The organism is Planctomycetota bacterium, assembly GCA_018242585.1.
Lineage (GTDB): Bacteria > Planctomycetota > Planctomycetia > Pirellulales > PNKZ01 > JAFEBQ01.
Genome location: JAFEBQ010000010.1, coordinates 1 through 21,854, shown reverse-complemented (window position 1 = coordinate 21,854; position 21,854 = coordinate 1). Strand labels below are relative to the sequence as shown.

Below are 21,854 nucleotides of genomic sequence, written 5' to 3'. Positions count from 1 at the left end.
CACCCCATACCGCGTGACACGGGCGTCTGAAACGCCTGTGGCCGGCACTACAAATGCCAGCAAGCTTGAAATCGCCTAACATCGCATTGGTGTCGATTCCCGACACGCTCGCGTCCCTTCAGGTGGACGCCGACACCGGACTCTCGCGTGGCGAAGTCGAAATCCGCCGCAAGGAGCAGGGCTACAACGAGGTGGCCGAGCGAAGGGAGCACCCCCTCCTCAAGTTCTTCGGAAAATTCTGGGGACTATCGGCCTGGATGCTCGAACTGATCATGATTCTGTCACTCGTGCTGCGGAATTACTCCGATCTCGCCATCGTGAGTGCGTTGCTATTAGTTAATGCGGTATTGGGTTATGCCCAAGAGCGTCGTGCCGCAGGCGTGATGGAGACATTGCGACGGCGACTCCAGATCAGTGCGCGTGTGCTGAGAGATGCGAAATGGCAAGTCGTACCTGCTCGAGAACTGGTTCCCGGCGATATTGTTCGCGTACGACCAGGGGACGTTATTCCCGCGGATATGAAGGTGCTGACCGGGACCTTGAGCGTCGATCAATCGGCCCTCACGGGAGAGTCGAGAGATGTCGACAAGGCCCCTTGTGAAGTGCTTTCGTCGGGCTCTGTCGTCCGTCGAGGAGAAGGCAACGGCGTCGTGATTCTGACCGGGGCAAAGACCTATTTTGGCCGCACTACCGAACTCGTGCAGGTCGCGAGCCCCAAGCTGCATATCGAATCAGTAATCACCAAGGTCGTTCGCTGGCTGTTTATCATTGTCGGTGTATTGTTGACGGTGGTCATGGCATTGTCACTGAGCCGTGGTGCGCCTCTGTTCGAAATGATCCCGCTCATGCTGGTGCTTCTGATGAGTGCCGTGCCTGTGGCGCTGCCGGTCATGTTTACCGTCAGCATGGCCATCGGATCGGCGGAGTTGGCAAAACGAGGCGTGCTGGTCACGCGGCTCAGTGCAGCGGAAGACGCCGCGACAATGGACGTGCTCTGCGTGGACAAGACTGGCACCATTACGATGAATCAATTGGCGGTCACCGGCGTGATCCCGCTCGACAATGCCCAGGAAACCGACGTGCTGTTTGCTGGCGCCTTGGCTTCCCAGGAAGCCAACCAGGATCCGATTGATCTCGCATTCCTCGCCGCGGCGAAAGCGAAACACGCCTTGGACGGTGTTCCGGCAGTCAAGCCGATCTCATTTGCGCCGTTTGATGCAAAAAACCGGCGGACTGAAGCAGTGATCGAACAGGGCGGGCAGAGGCTACGCGTGATGAAAGGCGCCGTACGCACTGTCGCCGAGGCGTGTGGGATGCAGCCCCAAGCGATCGAGGCGCTCGATGCCCAGGTTCGTGAGTCCGCGCTCAAGGGCTATCGAATGCTCGCGGTGGCGCGCGGCCCTGAAACGGGTACCCCCAGGTTAGTTGGGCTGGTGAGCTTATACGATCCACCGCGACCTGATGCGAAGCAGCTTGTTGGCGAACTCCACGATCTCGGCGTCCCGGTCAAGATGCTGACGGGCGACGCACTGGCGGTGGCGTGTGAGATTGGCAACGGAGTCGGGTTGCCAAATATCCGCAAGGTGGCAGACTTGAAAGCCCAGGACGCTCAAGCTGGTAATGCGGGGGTCGATCTTCTCGCCGGCGCCGATGGCATTGCCGAAGTCTACCCAGAGGACAAGTATCTGGTAGTTCAGCACTTGCAGGCTGCCGGACATGTGGTTGGCATGACGGGCGACGGCGTCAACGACGCGCCGGCACTCCGTCAAGCCGAAGTGGGCATCGCCGTCAGCGCAGCGACCGATGTTGCCAAGGGAGCCGCGAGCGTCGTTTTAACGGATCAGGGGCTCACCGACATTGTGGCGCTGGTTGAGCAGGGGCGGATCATCTACCAGCGGGTGCTGACATGGATCATCAACAAGATCAGTCGGACGATCCTGAAGTCCACCTTCGTGGCGATTGCCTTCATCGTGACCGGTCAGTTTGTTGTCTCGGCCTTTGCGATGCTCCTGCTCACCTTCATGACAGACTTCGCGAAAATCACGCTTGCCACCGATCATGTGCGACACTCTCGAAAGCCGGAGACCTGGGACATCGGCGGCTTCATTATGGTCTCCGTGGTATTGGGTATGCTGATGGTGGTGGAGACTCTGCTCCTTTTGTATCTCTGCTGGTCAAGTTTTGATCTGGCGCCGCTCGAAGGGGTTAAAGACCAGCCGCTTCATACATTTAGCTTCTTGACACTGCTCTATTTTGCAGTGTTCTCCTTGGTGTCGGCGCGGGAACGTCGCTGGTTTTGGGCGACCATGCCCAGCAAGAGCCTCTTCGTCGCCCTAACGGCCGAAGCGCTCGTCGGGTCGGTCCTGGCTCTTGTTGGCCTCTCGGGCCTTGCGCCCCTGCCTTGGTGGCAGATGCTGGCCATCTTCGGTTATGCGATGGGTTCGTGCCTTGTCGTCAACGATGCCGTGAAGGTGGCAATGATTAAATGGCTTGCTCCGAGCTAGGAGTTGTTCCTTTTAGGGGGCACGCCGATTCTCACCTTGATCTGGCCAACATCTTTGCCAAGGCAGCCCGAGGTTGCCGTCTCGGAAATCCAGTCGCCGTATGGCGGTGAAGAGTCGAGGGCCAGGTCCGCCGTTGGCGAGATCGTGCGGACGACAAACACCCCGCGATTCCGATGCGGTGTACGCGGCGTGGAGGTCTGTAGGCGAGAAATGGTCTTCTCGGGCAAGAAAGGTCTTACACGGCGCCAGTCAGTTTATCGATTTGGTTATCACGTTCGTGCATGTGGACTTCCGTGTCGCGAATCACCAGCGAGTACAGGGAAGGGACCACGAACAGCGTCGTGACCATGCCGGCGAGCAATCCGCCAATGACGGCTCGCCCCAAGGGCACATTCGCTTCGCTTCCGCGTTCCAGGCCGAGCGCCATCGGTAGCAGCGCGAAGAAGGCCGCCAACGCGGTCATCACCACCGGGCGAACACGAATCGACGCGGCCTTCTTGATCGCCTCGGTGGGGCTCAATTTTTCGATCTCCCGAATACCCTGGGCAAAATCAGTGAGCAGGACTGTGTTCGAAACGACGATGCCGACCATGAAGATCACGCCCAGAATCGATTGCACGTTGACCGCGGTCTGCGTGAGAAACAGCATCGCAACCACGCCCACGAGGCCAATTGGCACGGCAAATAACACCACCAGCGGCAGAATGTATGAACGAAATAGGGCTACCATCAGAAAATAAATAAGCAACCATGCCAGGATCAGTCCGATCCCTAGATCGCGAAAAGTGTCGAGCATCCGTGAGTATTCGCCCGAAATTGTCATCGTGGCCCCCTCCAGGGTTTTCGATTCCGTCGAGTCGGGATCATACAAATCCCATTCGTTGTTGCCAGTTGACCTGCCGAACTGATTCAACATTCGGCCCACGTCGGACGCCACGTGCCCCAAGTCACGGCGTTCAACGCCCATTGTCACCTCCATCGTCTCCTGCAAATTGGTGTGGACCACTTCGGCCGGCACTTGACCGCGACGCAATGAGATGACGTTCCGCAACGGAACCGGCCGATTTTGCACCGGACTGGTGATCGGCACATTCAAAATCGTTTCGACCGACGTGATCGACGACTCGGGGTATTGGACGCCGACGTAGTATTGATTGTGGCTGACTGGATCGATCCAGAAATTCTTTTTGTTGAACTGAATGCTGGAGTTGAACGCGGCGACGACGTTCCGCATCACCTCGGCTTGCGTCAAGCCCAAGTCGGCTGCCTTGGCTCGATCGACCTCGACGACGTATTGCGGATAGTCGAGCCGCTCCATGATCCGGCAATCGACCACGCCGTCGATTTGCACTGCTTTGGCGCGGATCTGCTCGGCAATCGCTCGCGCCTTGGTCAAGTCCTTGGTTTCGATCCGGATATTGATCGGAGTCGATTTTCCCTCGTTTACGGCACCAGTGATCATGCCACCGGCATCAAAGGCGAATTCGAGGTCGGTAAACGAGAGGTCGCTGGCAAACTTGCTGCGTAGCATTGAAACATAGCGCTGAGCCGAGTGATCGCGTTCGGGGTTAAGCTGGACTTTCATCACGCAGTCCATGGGACCGGCATTGGGAGTGTAAGCGGCTGACCAGTCGGGCGTGACGCCAATTTCGCTAAGCACCAATTGCAGATCCTTGCCGATCATTTGGTGAAGTACTTTTTCGACTTGAGCGACTCGTTGCTCGGTGATTTCGATGCGGGTTCCGGTTTTGGCGCGGAGGAACAATTGGAACGCACCGGCATCGACTTCGGGAAAGAACTCGCGACGCAACTGGCTGCCGAGCCCTCCTACTACTACCAACAGCAACGCGACGGCGATGCCGACCGTCATTTTGCGATGCCGCATCACGCGGTCCAAACAGCGCTGGTACCAGGCGATGCTCGCTTCAATCAGCTTTTCCCAGCGGCCAAAGGCGCGGCCGATCAAGCGCAACGGAAGGGCGGCCCCTTGCTTAATCGCTTGCCAGCGGCTGCTATTTACTTGAGGACGTGACTCGTCCGGTTCTCGAGATTTGCCCGGCCCCTGTTTCTCGTGAGGGCGCAGCCAGGCGGCGCACCGCGTGGGTACGAACGATAGCGACATCAGATACGCCAAGGCCATCGCAAACCCCACCGCTAACGCCATGGGCCGGAACAGGTACTCCCCCAGACCCGGCATCAACGCCAGCGGCGCCAAGACCATCGGTGTGCAAAGACTAGCGACCAGTTCGGGCATGGCAACTTCCCGCGCCCCCTGGTACGCCGCTTGCGTGACATTTGTTCCCATTTCCAGGTGGCGATGCGTATTCTCCAAACAGACAATCGCGCTATCGACCATCGGGCCGATCGCCAGCGACAGCCCGGCCAATGTCATGACATTTACGGTGTTGCCCGTAAGGTATAGCCCGATCATGGCCGCCAGAACCGAAATTGGAATCGTCATGATGGCAATGGCCGTCATCCGCCATTGGCCCAAAAAAAGCAAGATCACCAGTGAGCAGAGAACCGCACCCAATACCCCTTCTTGTGCGAGGCTCTTGATGGACTGCCGAACGTATACCGACTGGTCCATCACCAATTTCAGATCGACATCGGGACGCGAGAGTCGCGCTTTCATTTTCGGCACCGCCTGCTTCAGGTTGTCGACCACTTCGAGCGTGCTCGAACCGAGTTGCCGATAAACGGGAACGTAAACTTGCCGGCGGCCGTTGACGCGTACCACGTTGGTTTGAATGAGGGCCGCATCTTTAGGTGTTCCAACATCGCGCAGGTAGGCGGCATTGCCGTGCGCGTTGCGCAAGGGGATGTCCCCCATGTGATCCACGCTTTTGAACATCGAGTTCGAGTCGATCGCAAAATCGGTGTCACCTAACTTGGCGTCGCCGGTCGGGAGAAACAGGTTGGATTCGTCCATGGCGCGCATCGCGTCCAACAACGACAAGCCGCGAGCTTCGAGCTTGATGCGATCGAGGTAAGCCAGCACGGTTCGCAGTTTGCCTCCGTAAACTACCGGTGCGACGGCGCCTGGCGAACTCATGATCATGTTCCGGACCTCGTACCGGCCCACGTCATAGAGAATGGCTTCTGACTCCTCCTTGCTATCGAGCGCGACAATACAGGCGGGCACGACGCTTGTCGGGTCGTATGGCAGAACAACCGGCGGCAAGGTTCCTGGTGGCAGATTGGGAATGGCCGCGGTAGCCAGCGAGTTGACTTGCGTCAGGGCGCCGTTGGGGTCGGTCCCGCTACGGTAGTAATTGGTGATGACGCTGGCGCCGACAATCGAGCGTGATTCCTGCCGCTTGGTGCCGGCGGCCTGGCCAGTCCAACGCTCCATTCGATTGGTGATGTCCCGTTCGACGTTTGCCGCCGCCATGCCGGAGTAGAACGTCAGAACCTGAACCGCTGGGCTTTTGAACACCGGAAGAATATCAACCGGAATTCGCGACAGCGTGAGCGCGCCGATTACCACCAGCGTGAAGACAAAGACGGTGACCGCATACGGGTTCTTTAGCGAGGCGCGGATTAGGCCGTTCATATTCCTGAACTCCTGAAATCACAACAGCCAATGGCCCCACAAGTTTTCAGAGAGCTTTAGTCAGAAGCCGAACATTAGCGATTGACAATTTGGGGTCGAAATCGGTCATTTACGCTCAATGACCTCAACCGGGACATTATTTCCTGCGATTCCCGCGCGGTTTGTTACGACCCAGTCGCCGGCATCGACGCCTTCGAGCACTTCGACGTGGGTGCCGTCGTCCGCGCCGATCGTGACCTCCTGACGCCGCATTTTTCCATTGTCGACGACATAGATGCTTCCGTGATGATGCTCGACATTGCCGACCAGGTAACCCGAGGGAATCGTCACCGCGTTAGCGGAGGGGGCGGCCAGCTTGATGGTCGCCCGGCCATACATTCCATCTCGTAAAAGGTTGTCTGGATTGGGCAAGTCAATTTCGATGCGCATCGTGCGCGTCAGTTCATCTTCCTTGTTGGCCATCCGCGATACCTGGCCCGTAAATTCGCGCCCACCCAGAGCGTCGACACTGATCGATGCCTCTTCTCCCTGTCGCACGTAGGCCACGTCGTCGTCGGGAATTTGCACGACCACCCGCATGAGGTCTGTCCGCACTGCCGCCAGTATCGGCTTCGACGCTCCTTGTTGGGCGTCGGGAACAAAATCGCCGGGGTAATAATTTCGAACGGTAATCACGCCATCGAAGGGCGCGACGATCTTGGCGTAGTCGAGTGACACCTGGGTCCGCTCGACGGCGGCCTCGGCGACGCGCACTTGTTGTTTCGCGGCGTGGACATCCGCCTTGGCCAGCTCGACGCTGGCCAGGGCCGCGTCGATCTGTGCCCGGGCGCTAACGAGCGCTGCGTTGGCTGCTCGTTCGGAGGCGCGTGCCGAATCGCGACGTTCCTGTTCTTCGTCGACCAGTTTTTCTTCGATCGACTTGAGCTCGAACAATTCCTTGATCCGGCTGTATGCCTTCTCGCGAAAGACGCGTGTGGCGACCGCTTTATTAACGTCTTCTTCACTTTGTTGCTCGGCTGCTTTGGCGGCCCGCCAATTAGCCACCGCGGAGTTCACGCGAGCTTCGGCCTGCTCGACCTTCGACTGGGCCAAGCCAACTTGGGCTTGATTCCCCTTCAACTGCGTTTCGATCTCAGGCACGTCAATCACGGCCAGCACCTCTCCCATCTTGATTCGATCGCCAATATCAACTTGTTGCGTTTTGAGGTAACCAGAAACTTGGGCATACAAGTTCGCAATCCCAAAAGAGTTGATGATGGCTGGCTGTGTGGTAGAGCGCCGCAGTCCGCCGGGCCTCGGATGAACCGCTTCAACGTGCGGCTTTTTGGGCTGGGGCTGCGTCAACGTGTTTTGCGGATCGTGTTGCTCGGCGTCAGCGCGTTGTGTTCCGGCCGTGGCCCCTTCATATTTGCCAAACGCAAAGAAAAACGCTGTCGCCAGCGTAACGGCCACGATCACGACCAGCATGTGACTTCGGTTCATGGCTATGGCCTTCTCTTTTCGCTAGGTACCAAGGAAGCAATGGCAGAGAGTCGAACGCCCATCATTTTATTTTAGAACAACGGTCAACCCTGATTGCAAAAGCAAATTCCATGCCGCCCTCAAGCCGCGACGACGCATGGAGCAGGGCGACAATTCGTCACCACCAGATCTGAACATTCCTCGGCAAGGCGCGTCTGACTCTGTGACGAATGGCGCGTCGTTTTTTCTACTACCTACGCGCCAAGCCATATGCATGGCTAGCTTCGCGTGGACGCCCAACCGGCAAACGAAGCACTGCAGGTAGTGTCCGCGCCGCTGGAAAGGTCTGATCGCCCTAGTCGCTGACGTGACGCGAATTGCGATATTGTAAGGGACCAATGAAAGCTGCTTACGGTTGCCAATGCCTAGTTGACGAAAACCGGCAGCGCATTCAAGGCGGAGGAACAAGCCGTCCGCTTTACAAAAGGGAACCGATGCCACGGGCTTGGCCGCCTGGGCAAGAAAGCAAGCTCTTCACCCGCGGGTCCAATAATCGGCAAAGGACAGCGTGAATAGAATGGCCAGCCACATGAACCCCGCGCCGACCATCAATCGGGTCAGCGACGCGCTCTGCCGCACGTGCATGAAGTAGTAAATGATCAGCACGGCTTTGACCGCCGCGATCAACACCGCGATGGCGAAGTTCCACTCGCCGAAATCGTGGCGCGCCACCTCGACGGTCAACGCCACCAGGGCCATCAGGGCGGCGAAGACCACATAGTACGGCTTGAGCGATGCTTCGTGGGCCTGCTGGTTCATGAATGGGCCCCGATCAAATACAACAGCGGAAACAGAAACACCCACACGATGTCGACAAAGTGCCAGTACAGTCCGGTGATGTGGACCGGGGCGTGAAAGTCGCCGAGCAATTTGCCACGGTGGGCCGCCACGGCCAGAATCGCCAGAATGGCGATGCCGATTATCATGTGCGCGGCATGAATCCCGGTCATCACGAAGTACAGGTCGAAAAACATCTCGGCCGGGCCGGCGTCGGGCTTGTCCCAATGGAATGGCAAGTTGCCCAGTGGCATCAGGCCGTGCTCATACTTGTGGTAATACTCGGTTGCCTTGATTCCCAGAAACACCGAACCGAGCGCAATCGTCGTCAGCAAGAGCCAGAACAATTGCTTGCGGTGCGAGGCCTGGGCCGCATGCACCGCCAGGGCCATCGTCAAACTGCTGCACAACAGGACGGCTGTATTGAGCGTGCCGAGGAACAGGTCGAGCTCATGGCTAGCCGCGGCAAAAGCCGCCTCGTGTTGCAGGCGGTAGATCGCGTAGGCCAGAAACACGCCGCCGAAGAACATGATCTCGGTCGACAAGAACAACCACATCCCCAACTCGTCCGACTGGTGCTGCTGCTCCAGATCGTCGAACTGGTGGGCCAGCGCCGAGCGGGCGTCATGACGCGGCGGCGGTTCGTCCGACACGGCTACCGAGGAAGCGGTGGCGTATTGGCTCATGAGCTTGCTCCTTGAGCCAGCGAGCGATCGAGCCGCGGATAGTCGTACGCTTCGTCAACGACGACGGGCGTCTGGGCAAAGTTCTCGGTCGGTGGTGGCGACGTCGTTTGCCATTCCAGTCCCGTCGCGCGCCACGGGTTGGCGGGCGCCGTCTTGCCGAACCAGAGCGACCAGAGCAGATAGGTCAGCGGGAAGGCATAGCCCACCGCCAGAATCGACGCCCCCGCCGAGGACAACACGTTCAGCACCTGGAACTCGGCCGGATAGATGTGATAGCGCCGCGGCATGCCCAGGTAGCCCAGGACATACTGCGGAAAGAACGTCAGGTTGAAGCCCAAGAAGATCAAAATCGCCGAGACCCGGGCCAGCCGTTCGTTGTACATTCGGCCGGTCAGCTTGGGCCACCAGAAATGAATCCCTCCCAGGTACGCCATCACCGTGCCGCCCACCATGATGTAATGGAAGTGAGCGACCACGAAGTAAGTGTCATGCACGTGTACGTCGAGCCCCAGCGCCGCCAGGAACAACCCGGTCAGGCCCCCCATGGTGAACAGCCCGATAAAGCCCAGCGCGTACAGCATCGGCGTGTCAAAGCTGATCGTTCCTTTGTGCAACGACGCGGTCCAGTTAAAGACCTTCACGGCCGACGGAATCGCCACCAGGTAACTAAGCAGCGAAAAGACCATGCCGGCGTAGAGCGACTGCCCGCTGACGAACAAGTGGTGCCCCCAGACTAGAAAGCCGAACACGGCAATCGCAAAACTGCTGAAACCAATGAAGGCGTAGCCGAACGGCCGCTTGCGGGCAAAACACGGGATAATCTCGCTTACGACTCCCATGCTAGGCAGCACCATGATGTAGACCGCCGGGTGCGAATAGAACCAGAACAGATGCTGAAACAGGACCGGGTCGCCGCCCAGCTTCGGATCGAAGATGCCGAGCCCGAGCAGACGTTCGAGCCCGACCAGCAACAACGCGATCGCCACCACCGGCGTCCCCAGCACCATGATCAAACTGGTGGCATAGCTCGACCAGATGAACAGCGGCAGTCGGAACCAGGTCAGGCCGGGCGCGCGCATCTTGTGAATGGTGACAATGAAATTCAGCCCCGTTAGGATCGATGAAAAACCGGTGATGAAGATGCCAACCGCGGTGGCCATCACATAGGTGTTGCTGTAGGTGCTGCTATAGGGTGTGTAGAACGTCCAGCCGGTGTCGACGCCGCCCGCCAGCAGCGCGTACATCGTGCATAGCCCGCCGATCATAAAGACGTACCAACTCAACAGGTTCAGCTTGGGAAACGCCAGGTCCCGGGCGCCGATCATCAGCGGCACCAGAAAATTTCCCAGCACGGACGGAATCGACGGAATCAAAAAGAAAAACACCATCACCACGCCGTGCGCCGTGAACAGCTTGTTGAAGGTCTCGGTTTGGACCAAATCTCCCTCGGGCGTCATCAGGTCCAGCCGCAGCAGCGTGGCCGCCATGCCGCCGATGACGAAAAAGAAGGTGATCGACAGCAGATACAAAACGCCGATTCGCTTGTGATCGGTCGTCAGCAGCCACGAACGGACGCTGTAGCCATCGCTCAAGTAATTGCGCGACGCTGGCGGCGCGACTTGGATTGGAGTAGGTGCGGTGGTGGCGTTCATGGGTTGCGGCGCTCCGGGGCGGGGGCCGCCGTGGGCTTGGTCAGGGATTTCAAATAGGCCAACAGTTGCAGCAGTTGCTCTTCGTTCAACTGGCCGTCAAAACTGGGCATCAGGGGCTGATACCCGACCACGACCTTGGCGGCCGGCTGCAGGATCGATTCGCGCAGGTAGTTGTCGTCGGCCACCACCGTGCGACCATCGGCCAGGCGAACCTCCTTGCCGGCCATGTTCTCGAGTGGCGGACAACGCGCCGTCCCGGTCGCGGCCACGTGGCAAGTATTGCAGCGCAGTTCCTCGAACAGCCGCTGTCCCGCCACGGCCGGCGGCTCGTTCGACAAGCCACCTCCGAGCCAGCTTTCATATTCGGCCGGCTCCATCACCACGACGCGCCCTTTCATCAGAGAGTGATTCGTGCCGCAATACTCGGCGCAGAATAGATGGAAATCGCCGGTTCGCGTGGCCTCGAACCAGCACATGCCGTAACTGCCCGGCAGCACGTCGCGCTTGATGCGAAACACCGGCACAAACATGGCGTGGATCACATCTTCGGAAATCATGGTCAGCCGCACCGGACGGCCACGTGGGACGTGCAGTTCGTTGATCTCGCGGCGGCCGTTGGGATGTTGAAACTTCCACATCCACTGCTTGGCGACCACTTGAACGTCAAGCGCGTCGCGCGGCGGACGGAAGGCGTCGAAGTAGAGTGACGCCCCCCAGCCAAAGATGCCCATCGACAGCACCAGTGGAGTCACGATCCAGGCCACTTCCATCGCCAAGTACGAACCAGCGGAGGGAGTTCGGTCGACGTGATGATTGCCGCCGCGGTATTTGATGAGGAAATACAGGATCGTGCCGGCAATCGCCACGGTGACGAACAGCGACACCGCCAACAAAAAGAAATAGAGCGAGTCCACGCCAGAAGCGTGCGTCGATGCTTGCTCGGGAAGTAAGCGAAAACCGTCGTCAATCATGACTAAGTCCGTGGCGTCAGATCCTCGGCAACCTTGCTGCCCGCCGCGGGGCGAACCAATCGCATCCGTTTACGCTCGCGGCGAAACATCACCACGACAAAGCCCCCCAAGGCCAGCGCGGTCAAGCCGCCCGCGGCGCGCAACACGCGCGAAATCGCCACGCCATACTTGCCTGTCAGCGGGTCGTAGTGGAAGCAGAGCAACAGCACCTGGTCGACTGGCGAGCCGATTCGGCCCGACGAGCTTTCCACCAGCGAGAATCGCAAATCGTTCGGCAGGTATTCGATGCCATAGAGGTAACGACTCAGACGACCGCTGGGCGTGGCCACGAAGATGCCGCTGGCGTGGGCGTACTGCTTGCTCGCCGGGTCATAGCGGTAGCGAAAGCCGATCGCCGCGGCCAGCCGCTTGATGCTTGCCTCGTCGCCGGTCAGAAAGTGCCAACCTTCCGCGCCACCGGGGCGACGATAGGCCCGCGCGTAGCTTTCGCGTTTCTTGGCGGCCAGGTCGGCCCCTTCGTGGGGGTCGAAACTGACCGTGACGACTTGATAGTCGCGGCCGATCTCGAGCGGCACCGCCTGGCTGCACTTCAGAAAACCATTCAACACCTGGTTGCAAAGCATCGGGCACTGGTAATAGACCAGTTGCACGACCACCGGTTGGTCCTGGAAGTAATCACCCAAGCGCACGGTCTTGCCCGTTTCGTCGCGAAACTCGGCATCCAGCGGCAACTGGGCGTCGAGGTGTTGCTCGATGCCCACGTCGCGCAGCATCTCCGCGCTGGGGCTCGAACCGGCCGGCGTGCCGTACGGGGCCGAAGCGAATCGCTGCGCGCGTACATCCACGCCTGATAAAAGCAGGATGATCGCCCCCAGCGCCAGGATCATTCGCATGTGCGTCACGGCTTACGCTCCTTGGCCGGAGTGGTCAATTGCTTTGGCTCGGGCAAACCGCGCTTGGCCAGCAACTCGATCGCCCGTGCGACTGGAATTCGCACCACGCGCTGCTCGCGATCGATCCATGCGTAGGTCGTCAGCACCTGCTCGGTTCGGGCGCGATATTGGTCGAACGCCCCTCCGACCGTCGTCTCTAGCCGTGGTTCGGGGGGTGTCTGGTCGGCGGCTAGCGGGCTGGTTGGGCCCGCGGCTTGGTCGGCCTCGGCGTTGTAATGGTTGACCAGCCGGTGAATCACCGCCAAGGAACCGAGAATCAGGAGCATCACGCCCAGGCCAAATTGCGCGACCGCGCGGACCTGGACATCGCGTTTCTCGTGACCGCCGTGCTGGGGCCCGTCAGGCGTGGGCGGGTCAGGCGTGGGCGGGTCAATGGGCGTGCTCATCGGCAGCCTCCCGGGCTTCGGGATCATGGATTGGAACCACGGCACGCGCCGACAATCGCCAGCAAAACATCGCCGTCCACGCGCCGCCGATCGCCAGCCACGCCGCGACGCTTTGCCACGAGATGCCGGTGACGCTTTCGTGGCCATGTCCGTGGGTGAACCCTGGCACGATCAGCCAGGTGAGGTCGACGTAGCGCATGACAAGCAGCAACACCGCGACCGGTAGCAAGCCCCGAGCGCTTTGCTTCCGCTCGCGCGACAGCAACATCAAGAACGGCGCGCCAAAGTGCAGGATCATCAGCGCCGCGACGACCGCGCGCCAGTCCCCCGTCTCGCGATGCAGATACCAGACGTTCTCCTCGGGTAGATTCGCCGACCAGATGATCAGGTACTGCATGAATGACACGTAGGCCCAGAACATGATGAACGCCAGCAGCAGATTCCCCAAGTCATTGCACCGCGACGGCAGCAGCGACCTGCCCCAGGGCTCGTACCTTTCCAGTAGCGCCACGACGATCAACGCGAACGACATCCCAGACACCGCTTGTCCGGCCAGGTACAACACACCGTACATCGTCGAGAACCACTCGGGCTCCAGCGACATTACCCAATCGACCGCGGCCACGGTAATGGCCAGCCCATAGCCGATCAGCCCCAGCCCACTCACGCGCTGCAGTTTGCGGCTGCGCGGCGAGTAGGGGCGAGTGTCGCCCAGCGGCGTGAAACGAGTCAGGAAAAAGCCGGCGCCAATCCACACGGCAAAGCAGATTGCCGCCCGGGTCTGGTAACCCGCGATGTTCAAATAGTCCGTCTTGAGTTGCAGCGACCTGTGATGGGCCACCACTTCGGGATCGGCCCACTCGTAGATATGCGCGGCGTTCAGCCAGATCGGGAGGAATAGCAGCATCAGCAGTGGCAACGTCTGATAGCCCGCCTCGAGCACGCGCCGAATCGTCCGCCCCCAGCCGCCGCCGCTCAGGCCGTGGAGCATCGACGTTCCCAGGCAGCCGAGCGCCATTCCCAGCCAGTGCATCAGCGCCGTCAAATACGCCGGATAGAACTCGGCGCGGTCAGTTGAGTAGCCATAGGCCGTGGCCGCGCCGGCCACCACCGCGACGAGCAGCGCCCGGCGCGCCGTCCGTTGCAGCGTGACATTCAACTCCGTGGTGGTTGCCCACGGGGCCCGAGCCTGGCTCATGGCTTCGCTCCCGCCGGCGCGCTGGCAGCATCCAGTATCGACCGCGCATCGGCTGGCACATCGTCCAGTCGCGCGTTCTGGCTCAGTTGCAATGCCCGCACGTACGCCACGATCGCCCAGCGATCGGCGGCGCCGATCCGGCTGGCATAGCTGGGCATGGCGCCGACGCCCGACGTCACGATGTCGAAGTAGTGTCCGGCGGGCGCGTTGCGCAGGCGGTCGATATGGAACGACGGCGGCTTGCGGAAGCCGCGCCGCACGATCATCCCGTCGCCGGCCCCGGCGCCGCCATGACAGACCGAGCAGTAAATGTCGAACCGTTCGTGGCCGCGCTCAAGTAGCGCTTGTCGTAACTCGACCAGGTCGGTCTTGTCGAACGGTTGTTTGAAGCGTTGTGGAAAGCGCGCATGGATGGCCCGCAGCGCGCCGTCGGGAAGTTGGCTTACCGATTGGCCGCCGACCCGGCCGGTGAACAGCGCTTCGTCCGCGTGAAGCTGTCCGCGGGCGATCGTGCCCGGCACGCGTGGCCGCGCCGACAAGCCATCGGGGAAGAAATTGCTCGCTTCCATCGCCTCGTGGCGCGGCTGGTCGTACATGTCGAGGCGATCGCAGCCGCAACTGCTCGCCACGATGCACAGGACGACCGCGGCCGCCGTATTGACGCCCGGCAGCCTCATCGCGGCACCTCGTGTACTTTGCCGTGCAGGCGAGCGAGGAACTCGGCGGTCTCGATCAACGTGAACCGCGGATCACGCGACTGGATACAGAGGAAGAACTTGCTGCGGCTGGCTAGCTTGAACTCGGGGACGTTGAACAGGGGATGGTGCGGGTGGGGCAGGCCGTTCAAGGCCAGCATCCCCAGCACCGCCGCGAATGCCGCCGCCAACACGGTCAACTCGAACGTGATCGGCAGAAACGCCGGCCAGCTATGGAGCGGCCGGCCACCAATGTTGAGCGGATAGCTCACGACCGACGCATAGTACATCATGTAATACGCCGCCGCCCCACCGCACAGGCCGCCGAGCAGCGTGATCAACGGCAGGCGTGACGACTTTTGCCCGAGCGCCTCGGACAAGCCGTGTACCGGAAATGGCGAATAGCCATTCATCATCCGATAGCCCGCGGCGTAAGCCTGGCGCGCCGCTGCGACGAGTTCGTCGCTTTGGTCGAACTCGGCCAGCAAGCCGTACAGCGGCGCCACTTGCGGAGGGACGGCCATCATCGCTTAGCCCTCTCCCTCGGTTTCGTGGACGAGTTCGCGGAGTTCAAAGATCGAAATCATCGGCAGTACGCGAATGAACAAAAACAGCAAAGTGAAGAACAAGCCGAGCGAGCCCACGAAGAAGGCATAGTCCCAAGCGGTGGGATAATACATTCGCCAGGCCGAGGGCAGGTAATCCCGATGCAAGCTGACGACCACGATCACGAATCGCTCCAGCCACATGCCGACATTGATGACAATCGACACCATGAACAAGACGGGGACGCTGCGACGCGCGGGCCGGAACCAGAAAAGCTGCGGCACGATGATATTGCACAGCACCAGCAGCCCATAGCTCCAACCGTACGGCCCCAGCGCGCGGTTGATCGTCACGTAGCGCTCGTAAGGGTTGCCGCTGTAATACGAGAAGAACACTTCGGCCGCATAGCCATAGGCCAGGATTGAGCCGGTGGCCAGCATCACCTTGGCCATGTTGTCCAAGTGCTTGAGCGTGACGAAATCCTCCAAGCCGTAAAACTTGCGGAGCGGAATCGCCAAGGTCATCACCATGGCAAATCCCGAGAAGATCGCCCCGGCCACGAAGTACGGCGGGAAAATGGTCGTGTGCCAGCCCGGCACGAGGCTGTTGGCGAAGTCCATACCGACAATACTGTGTACCGAGACGACCAGCGGCGTGGCCAGCCCGGCCAACAGCAAATAGGCCGTCTGATATCGCCGCCAGTGCGCCGCCGAGCCGCGCCAACCGAGCGAGGGCATGCCATAGACGATCCGCGCCACGCGGTGCTGCGCGCGGTCGCGCATTGTCGCCAGGTCGGGGATCAAGCCCACGTACCAGAAGATGGTCGACACGGTCAGATAGGTGAGCACCGCGAACACGTCCCACACCAGCGGGCTACGGAAGTTCGGCCACATGTCCATTGTGTTGGGGTAGGGCAGCAGCCAGTGAAACACCCATGGGCGACCCAGATGCAACAGCGGGAACAAGCCAGCGCATGACACGGCAAACAGCGTCATCGCTTCGGCGAAACGGTTGATGCTGGTTCGCCAGTCTTGATGCAGCAGCAACAACACGGCCGAGATCAACGTGCCGGCGTGACCGATGCCGACCCACCAGACAAAGTTGATGATTGGAAACGCCCATCCGATCGGTATCGTCGTTCCCCAAATGCCGACACCGGTGGCGAACAAATGGCAAGTGCCGTAGAGCAACAGCATCATCAGAATGAACGAGACGCTGAACCCGAACAGCCAGCCGCGCGGCAGACGCCGATTGAGGACGATGCTCGAAATCTTGTCGGTCACCGAGGCGTAGGTGTGCCCCGGTTCAAGCACGAGCGGGCTGCCGACGTGCAGTTCGGATTCGGGAACGTCGCGCGGTTCGGATGCGTCGCTCATGGCGCCCACTCCCTGCGCAAGCGATCGACCTCGTCGGGCACCACGGGCGGCGTGTCGTCGAGCGTCCCTTGGTCGAGCGACGGGTGGGGGTTGCGCACCCGGGCCAGGTACGTCGTCCGCGGTTTGGTGTTCAACTCGGCCAGCAGCGCGTAGTTCAGTGGTGTTTCGCGCCGCTTGACCACTTGGCTTGATTGGTCGCGCAGGTTGCCGAACGTGATTGCCTGGGTCGGGCAAGCTTGCTGGCAGGCGGTGACCACTTCGCCGTCTCGGATCGGGCGGTTTTGCTTCTCGGCCTCGATTCGGCCGGCCGTGATCCGTTGGACACAGTAGCTGCACTTTTCCATCACACCGCGGCTGCGCACCGTGACGTCGGGATTGCGCATCAACTTCATCACCGGCGAACGCTCGCCGTCGTATTCAAAGTCTCCCTGATAGTCCAGGAAGTTGAAGCGGCGGACCTTGTAAGGGCAATTGTTCGCACAGTACCGCGTGCCGACACAACGGTTATAGACCATCTGGTTCAGCCCTTCGGCGCTATGCACCGTGGCCGCCACGGGACAAACCAACTCGCACGGCGCGTTCTCGCAGTGGACGCACGCCATCGGCTGAAAGTAGGTCTGGGGATTCTCGATCGTCCCTTTGTAATAACGATCGATCCGCAGCCAGTGCATCTCGCGGCCGCGGTCGACCTGCTCCTTGCCGACAATCGGGATGTTGTTCTCGGCCTGACAGGCCACCACGCATGCGTTGCAACCGATGCAAGCCGTCTGGTCGATGGCCATGCCCCAGGCGTTTTCTGCCGAGTCAAACGCCGGGTAGAGCGTGGGCAAGCCTTCGGGATGGCGTTTCTTTTCGTCGATGAACTCAGGTTGCTGTTGAAAGTTGGTTAGCGTCGCCACCTCGACGATGTTGCGCCCTTCCATGCTGTGATGGTTTTGCGTGACTGACAGCCGGTATTGCTCGCGCGTCGGCGTCACCGTCACGTCGGCCGTGAACCATTCGGATCGCGCCGCGCGCAAGGGATAGGCGTTCACGCCCGTGTTGCGCCCCACGCGTCCTGACTGGGTACGCCCATGGCCGAGCGCCAGGGCGATCGAATCATCCGGCTGTCCGGGCACAATCCAAACTGGCGCGCGTGTCGTGTGCCCGCCGGACTTGATTTCAACCAACTGGTGGTTCAACACACCCAGCCGCTCGGCGGTGCGCGGGCTCAGCAGCGCCGCGTTGTCCCAGGTGAGCTTCGTCAAAGGTTTCGGCAATTCCTGGAGCCAGCCGTTGTTGGCGTAGCGGCCGTCCCAGATATTCACATCTGGGAGCAGTTGCAGTTCAAGCGGCCCAGCGCCCGACGCCGGTTGCAGACCCGCCAGCGTTGACCCCAGCGGGCGCAGCGCCACTTGGCGAGTGGCGGCGCGTGAATCGGCCACGACTCCGTCGTGGATGCTCTGCTGCCAGCGGGCTTCAAAGCTGGCGTCGCCGAATTGCCGGCGATAGTAAGCCCGCAGTAACTCGTAATGCCCTTGATCCGAGTGCCCCGCCAGGGCCGCGACCACGTCGTACGGCGTGCGACCGGCATACAAGGGCGCAATCAGCGGCTGGCGGATCGTCAGCGTCCCGTCGAACGCCCGGGCGTCCCCCCACGATTCCAATTCATGGGCCGCGGGTACGTGCCAATGAGATAGGAACGACGTTTCGTCAACCACTTCCGATAGATGGACGCGGAAAGGGGCCCTCTGATACAGCGTGGCAAACTCCAGTTCACCCGGCGCATTGTAAACCGGGTTGCCCCCTAGCACGATCAGCGCCTTGACGCGTTCTGATTGCAGCTGCTCGGCTAGATCGCTCAGCGACGCGAGTTGATTGATCGGCGTGGGCTCGACCGGAGCGATGGTTTCGACCGTCTGACCGTGGTTGCCGAGTGCCTGGTTGATGGCCTGCACGATCGCATGCACCGCCGGCGGCTGGCCATCGCCGGCGATCACGATGCTCGCGCCGCGGTTCGCATGCAGATCGGACAACATGGCTTCGAGCGCGCCCTTGGGCAACAAGTTCGCCACGTCGGCCGGTTCGACAACCCCGGCGACCCCTACACGATGCGCCAACAGGCGCGCCAAGCGCTCGATGTTGCCGGCCTTGAGAGGCCAGCGGTGATCGGCCACCGCGCCCACGAGCCCTGGCGTGCTCTCGATGGCGTACAACCGGTTCATCCGCAACTTGGCTGGGTCGCCATGCGTGCGCCGCCCAGATATAAAGTCCCGCGCATAGCGCACGCTGCCGGGCAGTTGACTGAAGAAGTCGGCGTCGAGGGTAACGACCACGCGAGCCCGATCAAAGTGATAAACCGTGTCGACGTATTCGCCAAAGGCCAGACGGGTTCCTTCGCGAACATTGTCACGATTGACGGGTTCGTATTGATACCAGCGCGCCTCGGGCAGGTCGCGCAGCAGGTTCTGTAGCTGATCGGCCAGCGCCGGCGAGGTAATCGTCTCGGTGAGGATCGCCAATCCGACGCCGTGCGCGTTGCGAATGGCCGCCATCTCGGCCGCGAGCGCCGTGAGAAAATCGCCCCACGTGCTGATGCGTCCGTTCTTCAGCAATGTTTGCGAGCGATCCGGGTCGTACAGATCGAGGATCGCGGCCTGGGTGATCGCATCGGTCGCTCCCAGGCTGGCCGGATGATCGGGATTGCCTTCGATCTTAGTTGGGCGGCCGAGGTGGCTTTCGACCAGCACGCCCGTCGCGTAGCCGCCGCGCGTCAGGGCGGTGGCATAATACAACGGCTTGCCGGGAATCATCTCCTCGGGCTGACGCACGTAGGGGACGATTTTCTCCTCGGGCTGGCGCATGCAACCCGCGCCGCTCACACCGGCCAGGGCCAGCGAGGCGGCGGCCAATTTGAGGAAATTGCGACGTCCAAGCGCGTCGTTCAATTCACCCGCCTGGCGTGGAAACTCGCGGCGCAGGTATTCAAGAAACTCCGGTGTCTGGGCCAGTTCATCGACGCTGCGCCAGAACCGCGGACCATCTTCAGCGGCCAACCGCTCGCGCAGCGCCGACCAATCGAGCGGCGCCCCGGCCGGCGCGGGTTGCGTCGACGGCAAGACTTCAAGCTCGATCAGTTCTCGGCTCATCGGTGGCACGTCCAGCAGTCCGTCAGAATCTTCAAGTCAACGCCGTATTCCTTGAGCAACGCTTCGCTCCGTGCGGGCGAGAGCTTCTCTCCCGGCTGGCCGAATTTGAAGATGTCCTCTTTCACTCGCACGAAGTCAGCAGGGTGGCGATGGCATTCCAGGCACCAGCTCATTTGCAACGAATGGGCGCGGCGCATCAGCGGCATTTCATCGACGCGACCATGGCAGCTTTCACACCCGATCCCCTTGGCGACATGAATGCCGTGATTGAAGTAGACGAAGTCCGGCACGTCATGCACGCGCGTCCAGAGCAGCGGCTTGCCGGTGCGGAAGCTCTCGCGCACTGGCTGGAGCATGGGGCTGTCTTTCCAAATCTGCGAGTGACAGCTCATGCAGATTTCGGTGGCGGGCATGCCGGCGAAGTTCGATTCTTCGACCGTGGTGTGACAATAGCGGCAATCAATGCCCAGACCGCGGACATGGTGCTGGTGGCTGAACGGCACCGGCTGATCGCGGACCACGTCCGCTTCGGTGATGTACGAGGAGCGATTGAACTGGTCCCACCCAAAGGTCAGCGCCGCGACAATGAGCAACCCACCAAAGATGGTCACCTTGGAAAAGGTGTTCATGCTCGGGTGGAAGATTTGCGTCATGATGTTCCGCCGACTGAGGAGTGCGGCTCATTCTATGAAGCGCTGGGGCATTGTTAAAGCCCTCGCAGGCAATGTGTCGGTGGTAGCCAAGAAGCGGATCGCGTCGGCGGTTGCCAATGAATGGCGACACTCTTCTTCTCGAAACTGTAACGACTAAAGGTTGTGCGATTTGTGCGAACCATAAGATGGAAGTGGCAGCGATTACAGTCGCGTTAATCATGGCGCGCGGTTTGCACGGATAAATACGGATAGATGTTGACGTTGGCGGTAGCGCACTCTATTTTCGCGCGACGCCATTGGTTGGTCAGGAGACGATCAAGTTGGCGGGAATACGATCATGCGCGACGGTCTTCGACGAGGAGACGCCCAACATGGAAAAGCCACCAGTCCATGACTACGGCCAAAACCTGGCCCCCTATGGCCGGGTAATAGGTATTGTCGATTCGCAAGCTGGGTTGGATGCCACGATCGAAGCCTTAAAACAGGCGGGCGTCTCCGCCGGGAGCGTTTCGTATTTGAGTGGCGTGGATGGCGTTCACTTGCTCGAGCGCGCGGAAGGTTTTTTCTTTTCGGATGCCGAAGATGACGCCTTGAAGGAGCATCTCAAGGAACTCAAGGCGGGCGGCTTTGTCTTGCGAGTGAAGGCCAAAGACCAAGCAGAGGCCACGCAGATTGTTCGCCTTGCCGCGCGGCACGGCGGAAGGCACTTTGCCTTCTTCGGCGTGTGGGTCGTGACACAGTTGACGTGAAGCGTTGGCTGGCCCTTCGCGGATAAGGCGCCCCCGAACCCTGCCTTGGCTCAACGGCGGTCATTCCAGAAGCTTTTTCGGCGCCATCGCCGCATGGCGTTCTTCGCTCCGCGCACCAGGGAGCAAAGCAAACCAGCCGGCGCTGGCTGGCTTCCGTTGGCAACTCAAGCGAGCCCTTCCGCGCTGGCGGTTCCCACGGGTAACGAGCTTGTAATTGTTTTCATTTGGCTGGGACGTGCGCGAACCACTCCCGCAACTCGTTGCGCGGCGCCAAACCTCCTGGTCGGGGCTGCACGGTCGCTCGCGCTGTTGACGGGCCGCGCGGCCAAAGCCGCCCGACCAGGAGCCGCAGCCCATCCTTTCGCGAAGGCCGTTCAGATGCGCGCCGCGGCCGAATCACGATCCGCCGGCCCAAGCAATCACAATTGGCGAGACGAAAGGCGAGCCTGGTCCACGATCAATGCGAAAAGGGAAGGCTGACTAGTCCTCTGTCAGTCTTAATA

Annotated in this window: 17 protein-coding genes; 2 read left to right on the top strand and 15 right to left on the bottom strand. The window is 60.5% G+C overall.

The annotated features are described in order from the left end of the window. Nucleotides 1-53 precede the first annotated feature (53 nt). Entirely contained in the window at nucleotides 54-2,504 is a 2,451-nt protein-coding gene (locus JSS27_05330) for a plasma-membrane proton-efflux P-type ATPase (protein ID MBS0208358.1), read from the top strand. 235 nt (nucleotides 2,505-2,739) lie between these two features. Here JSS27_05330 and JSS27_05325 read toward each other — a convergent pair whose 3' ends face one another. The 14 genes from JSS27_05325 to JSS27_05260 all read right to left on the bottom strand — a co-directional run bounded on the left by JSS27_05325 (nucleotide 2,740) and on the right by JSS27_05260 (nucleotide 20,602). After that, a complete protein-coding gene (locus JSS27_05325) occupies nucleotides 2,740-6,060 on the bottom strand; it encodes an efflux RND transporter permease subunit (GenBank protein MBS0208357.1) in 3,321 nt (1,106 codons plus the stop codon). Between the two features lie 105 nt (nucleotides 6,061-6,165). Continuing rightward, nucleotides 6,166-7,527: an efflux RND transporter periplasmic adaptor subunit gene (locus tag JSS27_05320; GenBank protein ID MBS0208356.1), complete on the bottom strand. Its 1,362-nt coding sequence runs from the start codon at nucleotides 7,525-7,527 to the stop codon at nucleotides 6,166-6,168. A gap of 528 nt (nucleotides 7,528-8,055) precedes the next feature. Continuing rightward, nucleotides 8,056-8,340: a cytochrome C oxidase subunit IV family protein gene (locus tag JSS27_05315; protein ID MBS0208355.1), complete on the bottom strand. Its 285-nt coding sequence runs from the start codon at nucleotides 8,338-8,340 to the stop codon at nucleotides 8,056-8,058. Then, on the bottom strand, nucleotides 8,337-9,044 hold the full coding sequence (locus tag JSS27_05310; GenBank protein MBS0208354.1) for a cytochrome c oxidase subunit 3: 708 nt from the start codon (nucleotides 9,042-9,044) through the stop codon (nucleotides 8,337-8,339). Before JSS27_05310 ends, JSS27_05315 begins: the two co-directional genes overlap by 4 nt. Next, on the bottom strand, nucleotides 9,041-10,696 hold the full coding sequence (gene ctaD / locus JSS27_05305) for a cytochrome c oxidase subunit I (GenBank protein ID MBS0208353.1): 1,656 nt from the start codon (nucleotides 10,694-10,696) through the stop codon (nucleotides 9,041-9,043). The genes JSS27_05310 and ctaD overlap by 4 nt, the downstream gene beginning before the upstream one ends. Beyond that, complete coding sequence (gene coxB, locus JSS27_05300; protein ID MBS0208352.1) at nucleotides 10,693-11,667, bottom strand: cytochrome c oxidase subunit II; 975 nt, start codon at nucleotides 11,665-11,667, stop codon at nucleotides 10,693-10,695. Before coxB ends, ctaD begins: the two co-directional genes overlap by 4 nt. 2 nt (nucleotides 11,668-11,669) lie before the next feature. Further along, a complete protein-coding gene (locus JSS27_05295) occupies nucleotides 11,670-12,560 on the bottom strand; it encodes an SCO family protein (GenBank protein MBS0208351.1) in 891 nt (296 codons plus the stop codon). Between the two features lie 5 nt (nucleotides 12,561-12,565). After that, nucleotides 12,566-13,006: a hypothetical protein gene (locus JSS27_05290; GenBank protein MBS0208350.1), complete on the bottom strand. Its 441-nt coding sequence runs from the start codon at nucleotides 13,004-13,006 to the stop codon at nucleotides 12,566-12,568. Continuing rightward, nucleotides 12,990-14,204, bottom strand: a complete 1,215-nt coding sequence (locus JSS27_05285) for a hypothetical protein (GenBank protein MBS0208349.1) — start codon at nucleotides 14,202-14,204, stop codon at nucleotides 12,990-12,992. Before JSS27_05285 ends, JSS27_05290 begins: the two co-directional genes overlap by 17 nt. Then, nucleotides 14,201-14,881: a cytochrome c gene (locus JSS27_05280; GenBank protein MBS0208348.1), complete on the bottom strand. Its 681-nt coding sequence runs from the start codon at nucleotides 14,879-14,881 to the stop codon at nucleotides 14,201-14,203. Before JSS27_05280 ends, JSS27_05285 begins: the two co-directional genes overlap by 4 nt. Beyond that, nucleotides 14,878-15,423 carry a DUF3341 domain-containing protein gene (locus tag JSS27_05275; protein ID MBS0208347.1) on the bottom strand — a complete coding sequence of 182 codons (546 nt, stop codon included), beginning with the start codon at nucleotides 15,421-15,423 and terminating at the stop codon, nucleotides 14,878-14,880. The genes JSS27_05280 and JSS27_05275 overlap by 4 nt, the downstream gene beginning before the upstream one ends. Nucleotides 15,424-15,429: 6 nt before the next feature. Then, the gene (gene nrfD / locus JSS27_05270) at nucleotides 15,430-16,821 is read right to left on the bottom strand and encodes a polysulfide reductase NrfD (protein ID MBS0208346.1); all 1,392 of its coding nucleotides are present in this window, start codon (nucleotides 16,819-16,821) and stop codon (nucleotides 15,430-15,432) included. Then, nucleotides 16,818-19,949 (bottom strand): TAT-variant-translocated molybdopterin oxidoreductase, encoded by a 3,132-nt coding sequence (locus JSS27_05265; protein MBS0208345.1) that lies wholly within the window; start codon nucleotides 19,947-19,949, stop codon nucleotides 16,818-16,820. The genes nrfD and JSS27_05265 overlap by 4 nt, the downstream gene beginning before the upstream one ends. Continuing rightward, the gene (locus JSS27_05260) at nucleotides 19,946-20,602 is read right to left on the bottom strand and encodes a cytochrome c3 family protein (GenBank protein MBS0208344.1); all 657 of its coding nucleotides are present in this window, start codon (nucleotides 20,600-20,602) and stop codon (nucleotides 19,946-19,948) included. The genes JSS27_05265 and JSS27_05260 overlap by 4 nt, the downstream gene beginning before the upstream one ends. A gap of 371 nt (nucleotides 20,603-20,973) precedes the next feature. Between JSS27_05260 and JSS27_05255 the strand changes: the two genes are divergently transcribed. Next, nucleotides 20,974-21,351, top strand: a complete 378-nt coding sequence (locus JSS27_05255; protein MBS0208343.1) for a hypothetical protein — start codon at nucleotides 20,974-20,976, stop codon at nucleotides 21,349-21,351. Between the two features lie 220 nt (nucleotides 21,352-21,571). On the opposite strand, the gene JSS27_05250 is transcribed toward JSS27_05255, so the two are convergent. Continuing rightward, nucleotides 21,572-21,751 carry a DUF488 family protein gene (locus tag JSS27_05250; GenBank protein MBS0208342.1) on the bottom strand — a complete coding sequence of 60 codons (180 nt, stop codon included), beginning with the start codon at nucleotides 21,749-21,751 and terminating at the stop codon, nucleotides 21,572-21,574. Nucleotides 21,752-21,854: the final 103 nt, after the last annotated feature.

What these genes read in the sequence shown, in the direction of transcription:
- JSS27_05295 (MBS0208351.1), bottom strand. Translation starts at nt 12,560, where the DNA reads ATGCGAATGATCCTGGCGCTGGGGGCGATCATCCTGCTTTTATCAGGC.
- JSS27_05275 (MBS0208347.1), bottom strand. Translation starts at nt 15,423, where the DNA reads ATGGCCGTCCCTCCGCAAGTGGCGCCGCTGTACGGCTTGCTGGCCGAG.
- JSS27_05255 (MBS0208343.1), top strand. Translation starts at nt 20,974, where the DNA reads ATGGAAAAGCCACCAGTCCATGACTACGGCCAAAACCTGGCCCCCTAT.
- JSS27_05260 (MBS0208344.1), bottom strand. Translation starts at nt 20,602, where the DNA reads ATGACGCAAATCTTCCACCCGAGCATGAACACCTTTTCCAAGGTGACC.
- JSS27_05330 (MBS0208358.1), top strand. Translation starts at nt 54, where the DNA reads ATGCCAGCAAGCTTGAAATCGCCTAACATCGCATTGGTGTCGATTCCC.
- JSS27_05280 (MBS0208348.1), bottom strand. Translation starts at nt 14,881, where the DNA reads ATGAGGCTGCCGGGCGTCAATACGGCGGCCGCGGTCGTCCTGTGCATC.
- JSS27_05315 (MBS0208355.1), bottom strand. Translation starts at nt 8,340, where the DNA reads ATGAACCAGCAGGCCCACGAAGCATCGCTCAAGCCGTACTATGTGGTC.
- JSS27_05310 (MBS0208354.1), bottom strand. Translation starts at nt 9,044, where the DNA reads ATGAGCCAATACGCCACCGCTTCCTCGGTAGCCGTGTCGGACGAACCG.
- JSS27_05285 (MBS0208349.1), bottom strand. Translation starts at nt 14,204, where the DNA reads ATGAGCCAGGCTCGGGCCCCGTGGGCAACCACCACGGAGTTGAATGTC.
- coxB (MBS0208352.1), bottom strand. Translation starts at nt 11,667, where the DNA reads ATGATTGACGACGGTTTTCGCTTACTTCCCGAGCAAGCATCGACGCAC.
- JSS27_05265 (MBS0208345.1), bottom strand. Translation starts at nt 19,949, where the DNA reads ATGAGCCGAGAACTGATCGAGCTTGAAGTCTTGCCGTCGACGCAACCC.
- JSS27_05290 (MBS0208350.1), bottom strand. Translation starts at nt 13,006, where the DNA reads ATGAGCACGCCCATTGACCCGCCCACGCCTGACCCGCCCACGCCTGAC.
- JSS27_05325 (MBS0208357.1), bottom strand. Translation starts at nt 6,060, where the DNA reads ATGAACGGCCTAATCCGCGCCTCGCTAAAGAACCCGTATGCGGTCACC.
- nrfD (MBS0208346.1), bottom strand. Translation starts at nt 16,821, where the DNA reads ATGAGCGACGCATCCGAACCGCGCGACGTTCCCGAATCCGAACTGCAC.
- JSS27_05320 (MBS0208356.1), bottom strand. Translation starts at nt 7,527, where the DNA reads ATGCTGGTCGTGATCGTGGCCGTTACGCTGGCGACAGCGTTTTTCTTT.
- ctaD (MBS0208353.1), bottom strand. Translation starts at nt 10,696, where the DNA reads ATGAACGCCACCACCGCACCTACTCCAATCCAAGTCGCGCCGCCAGCG.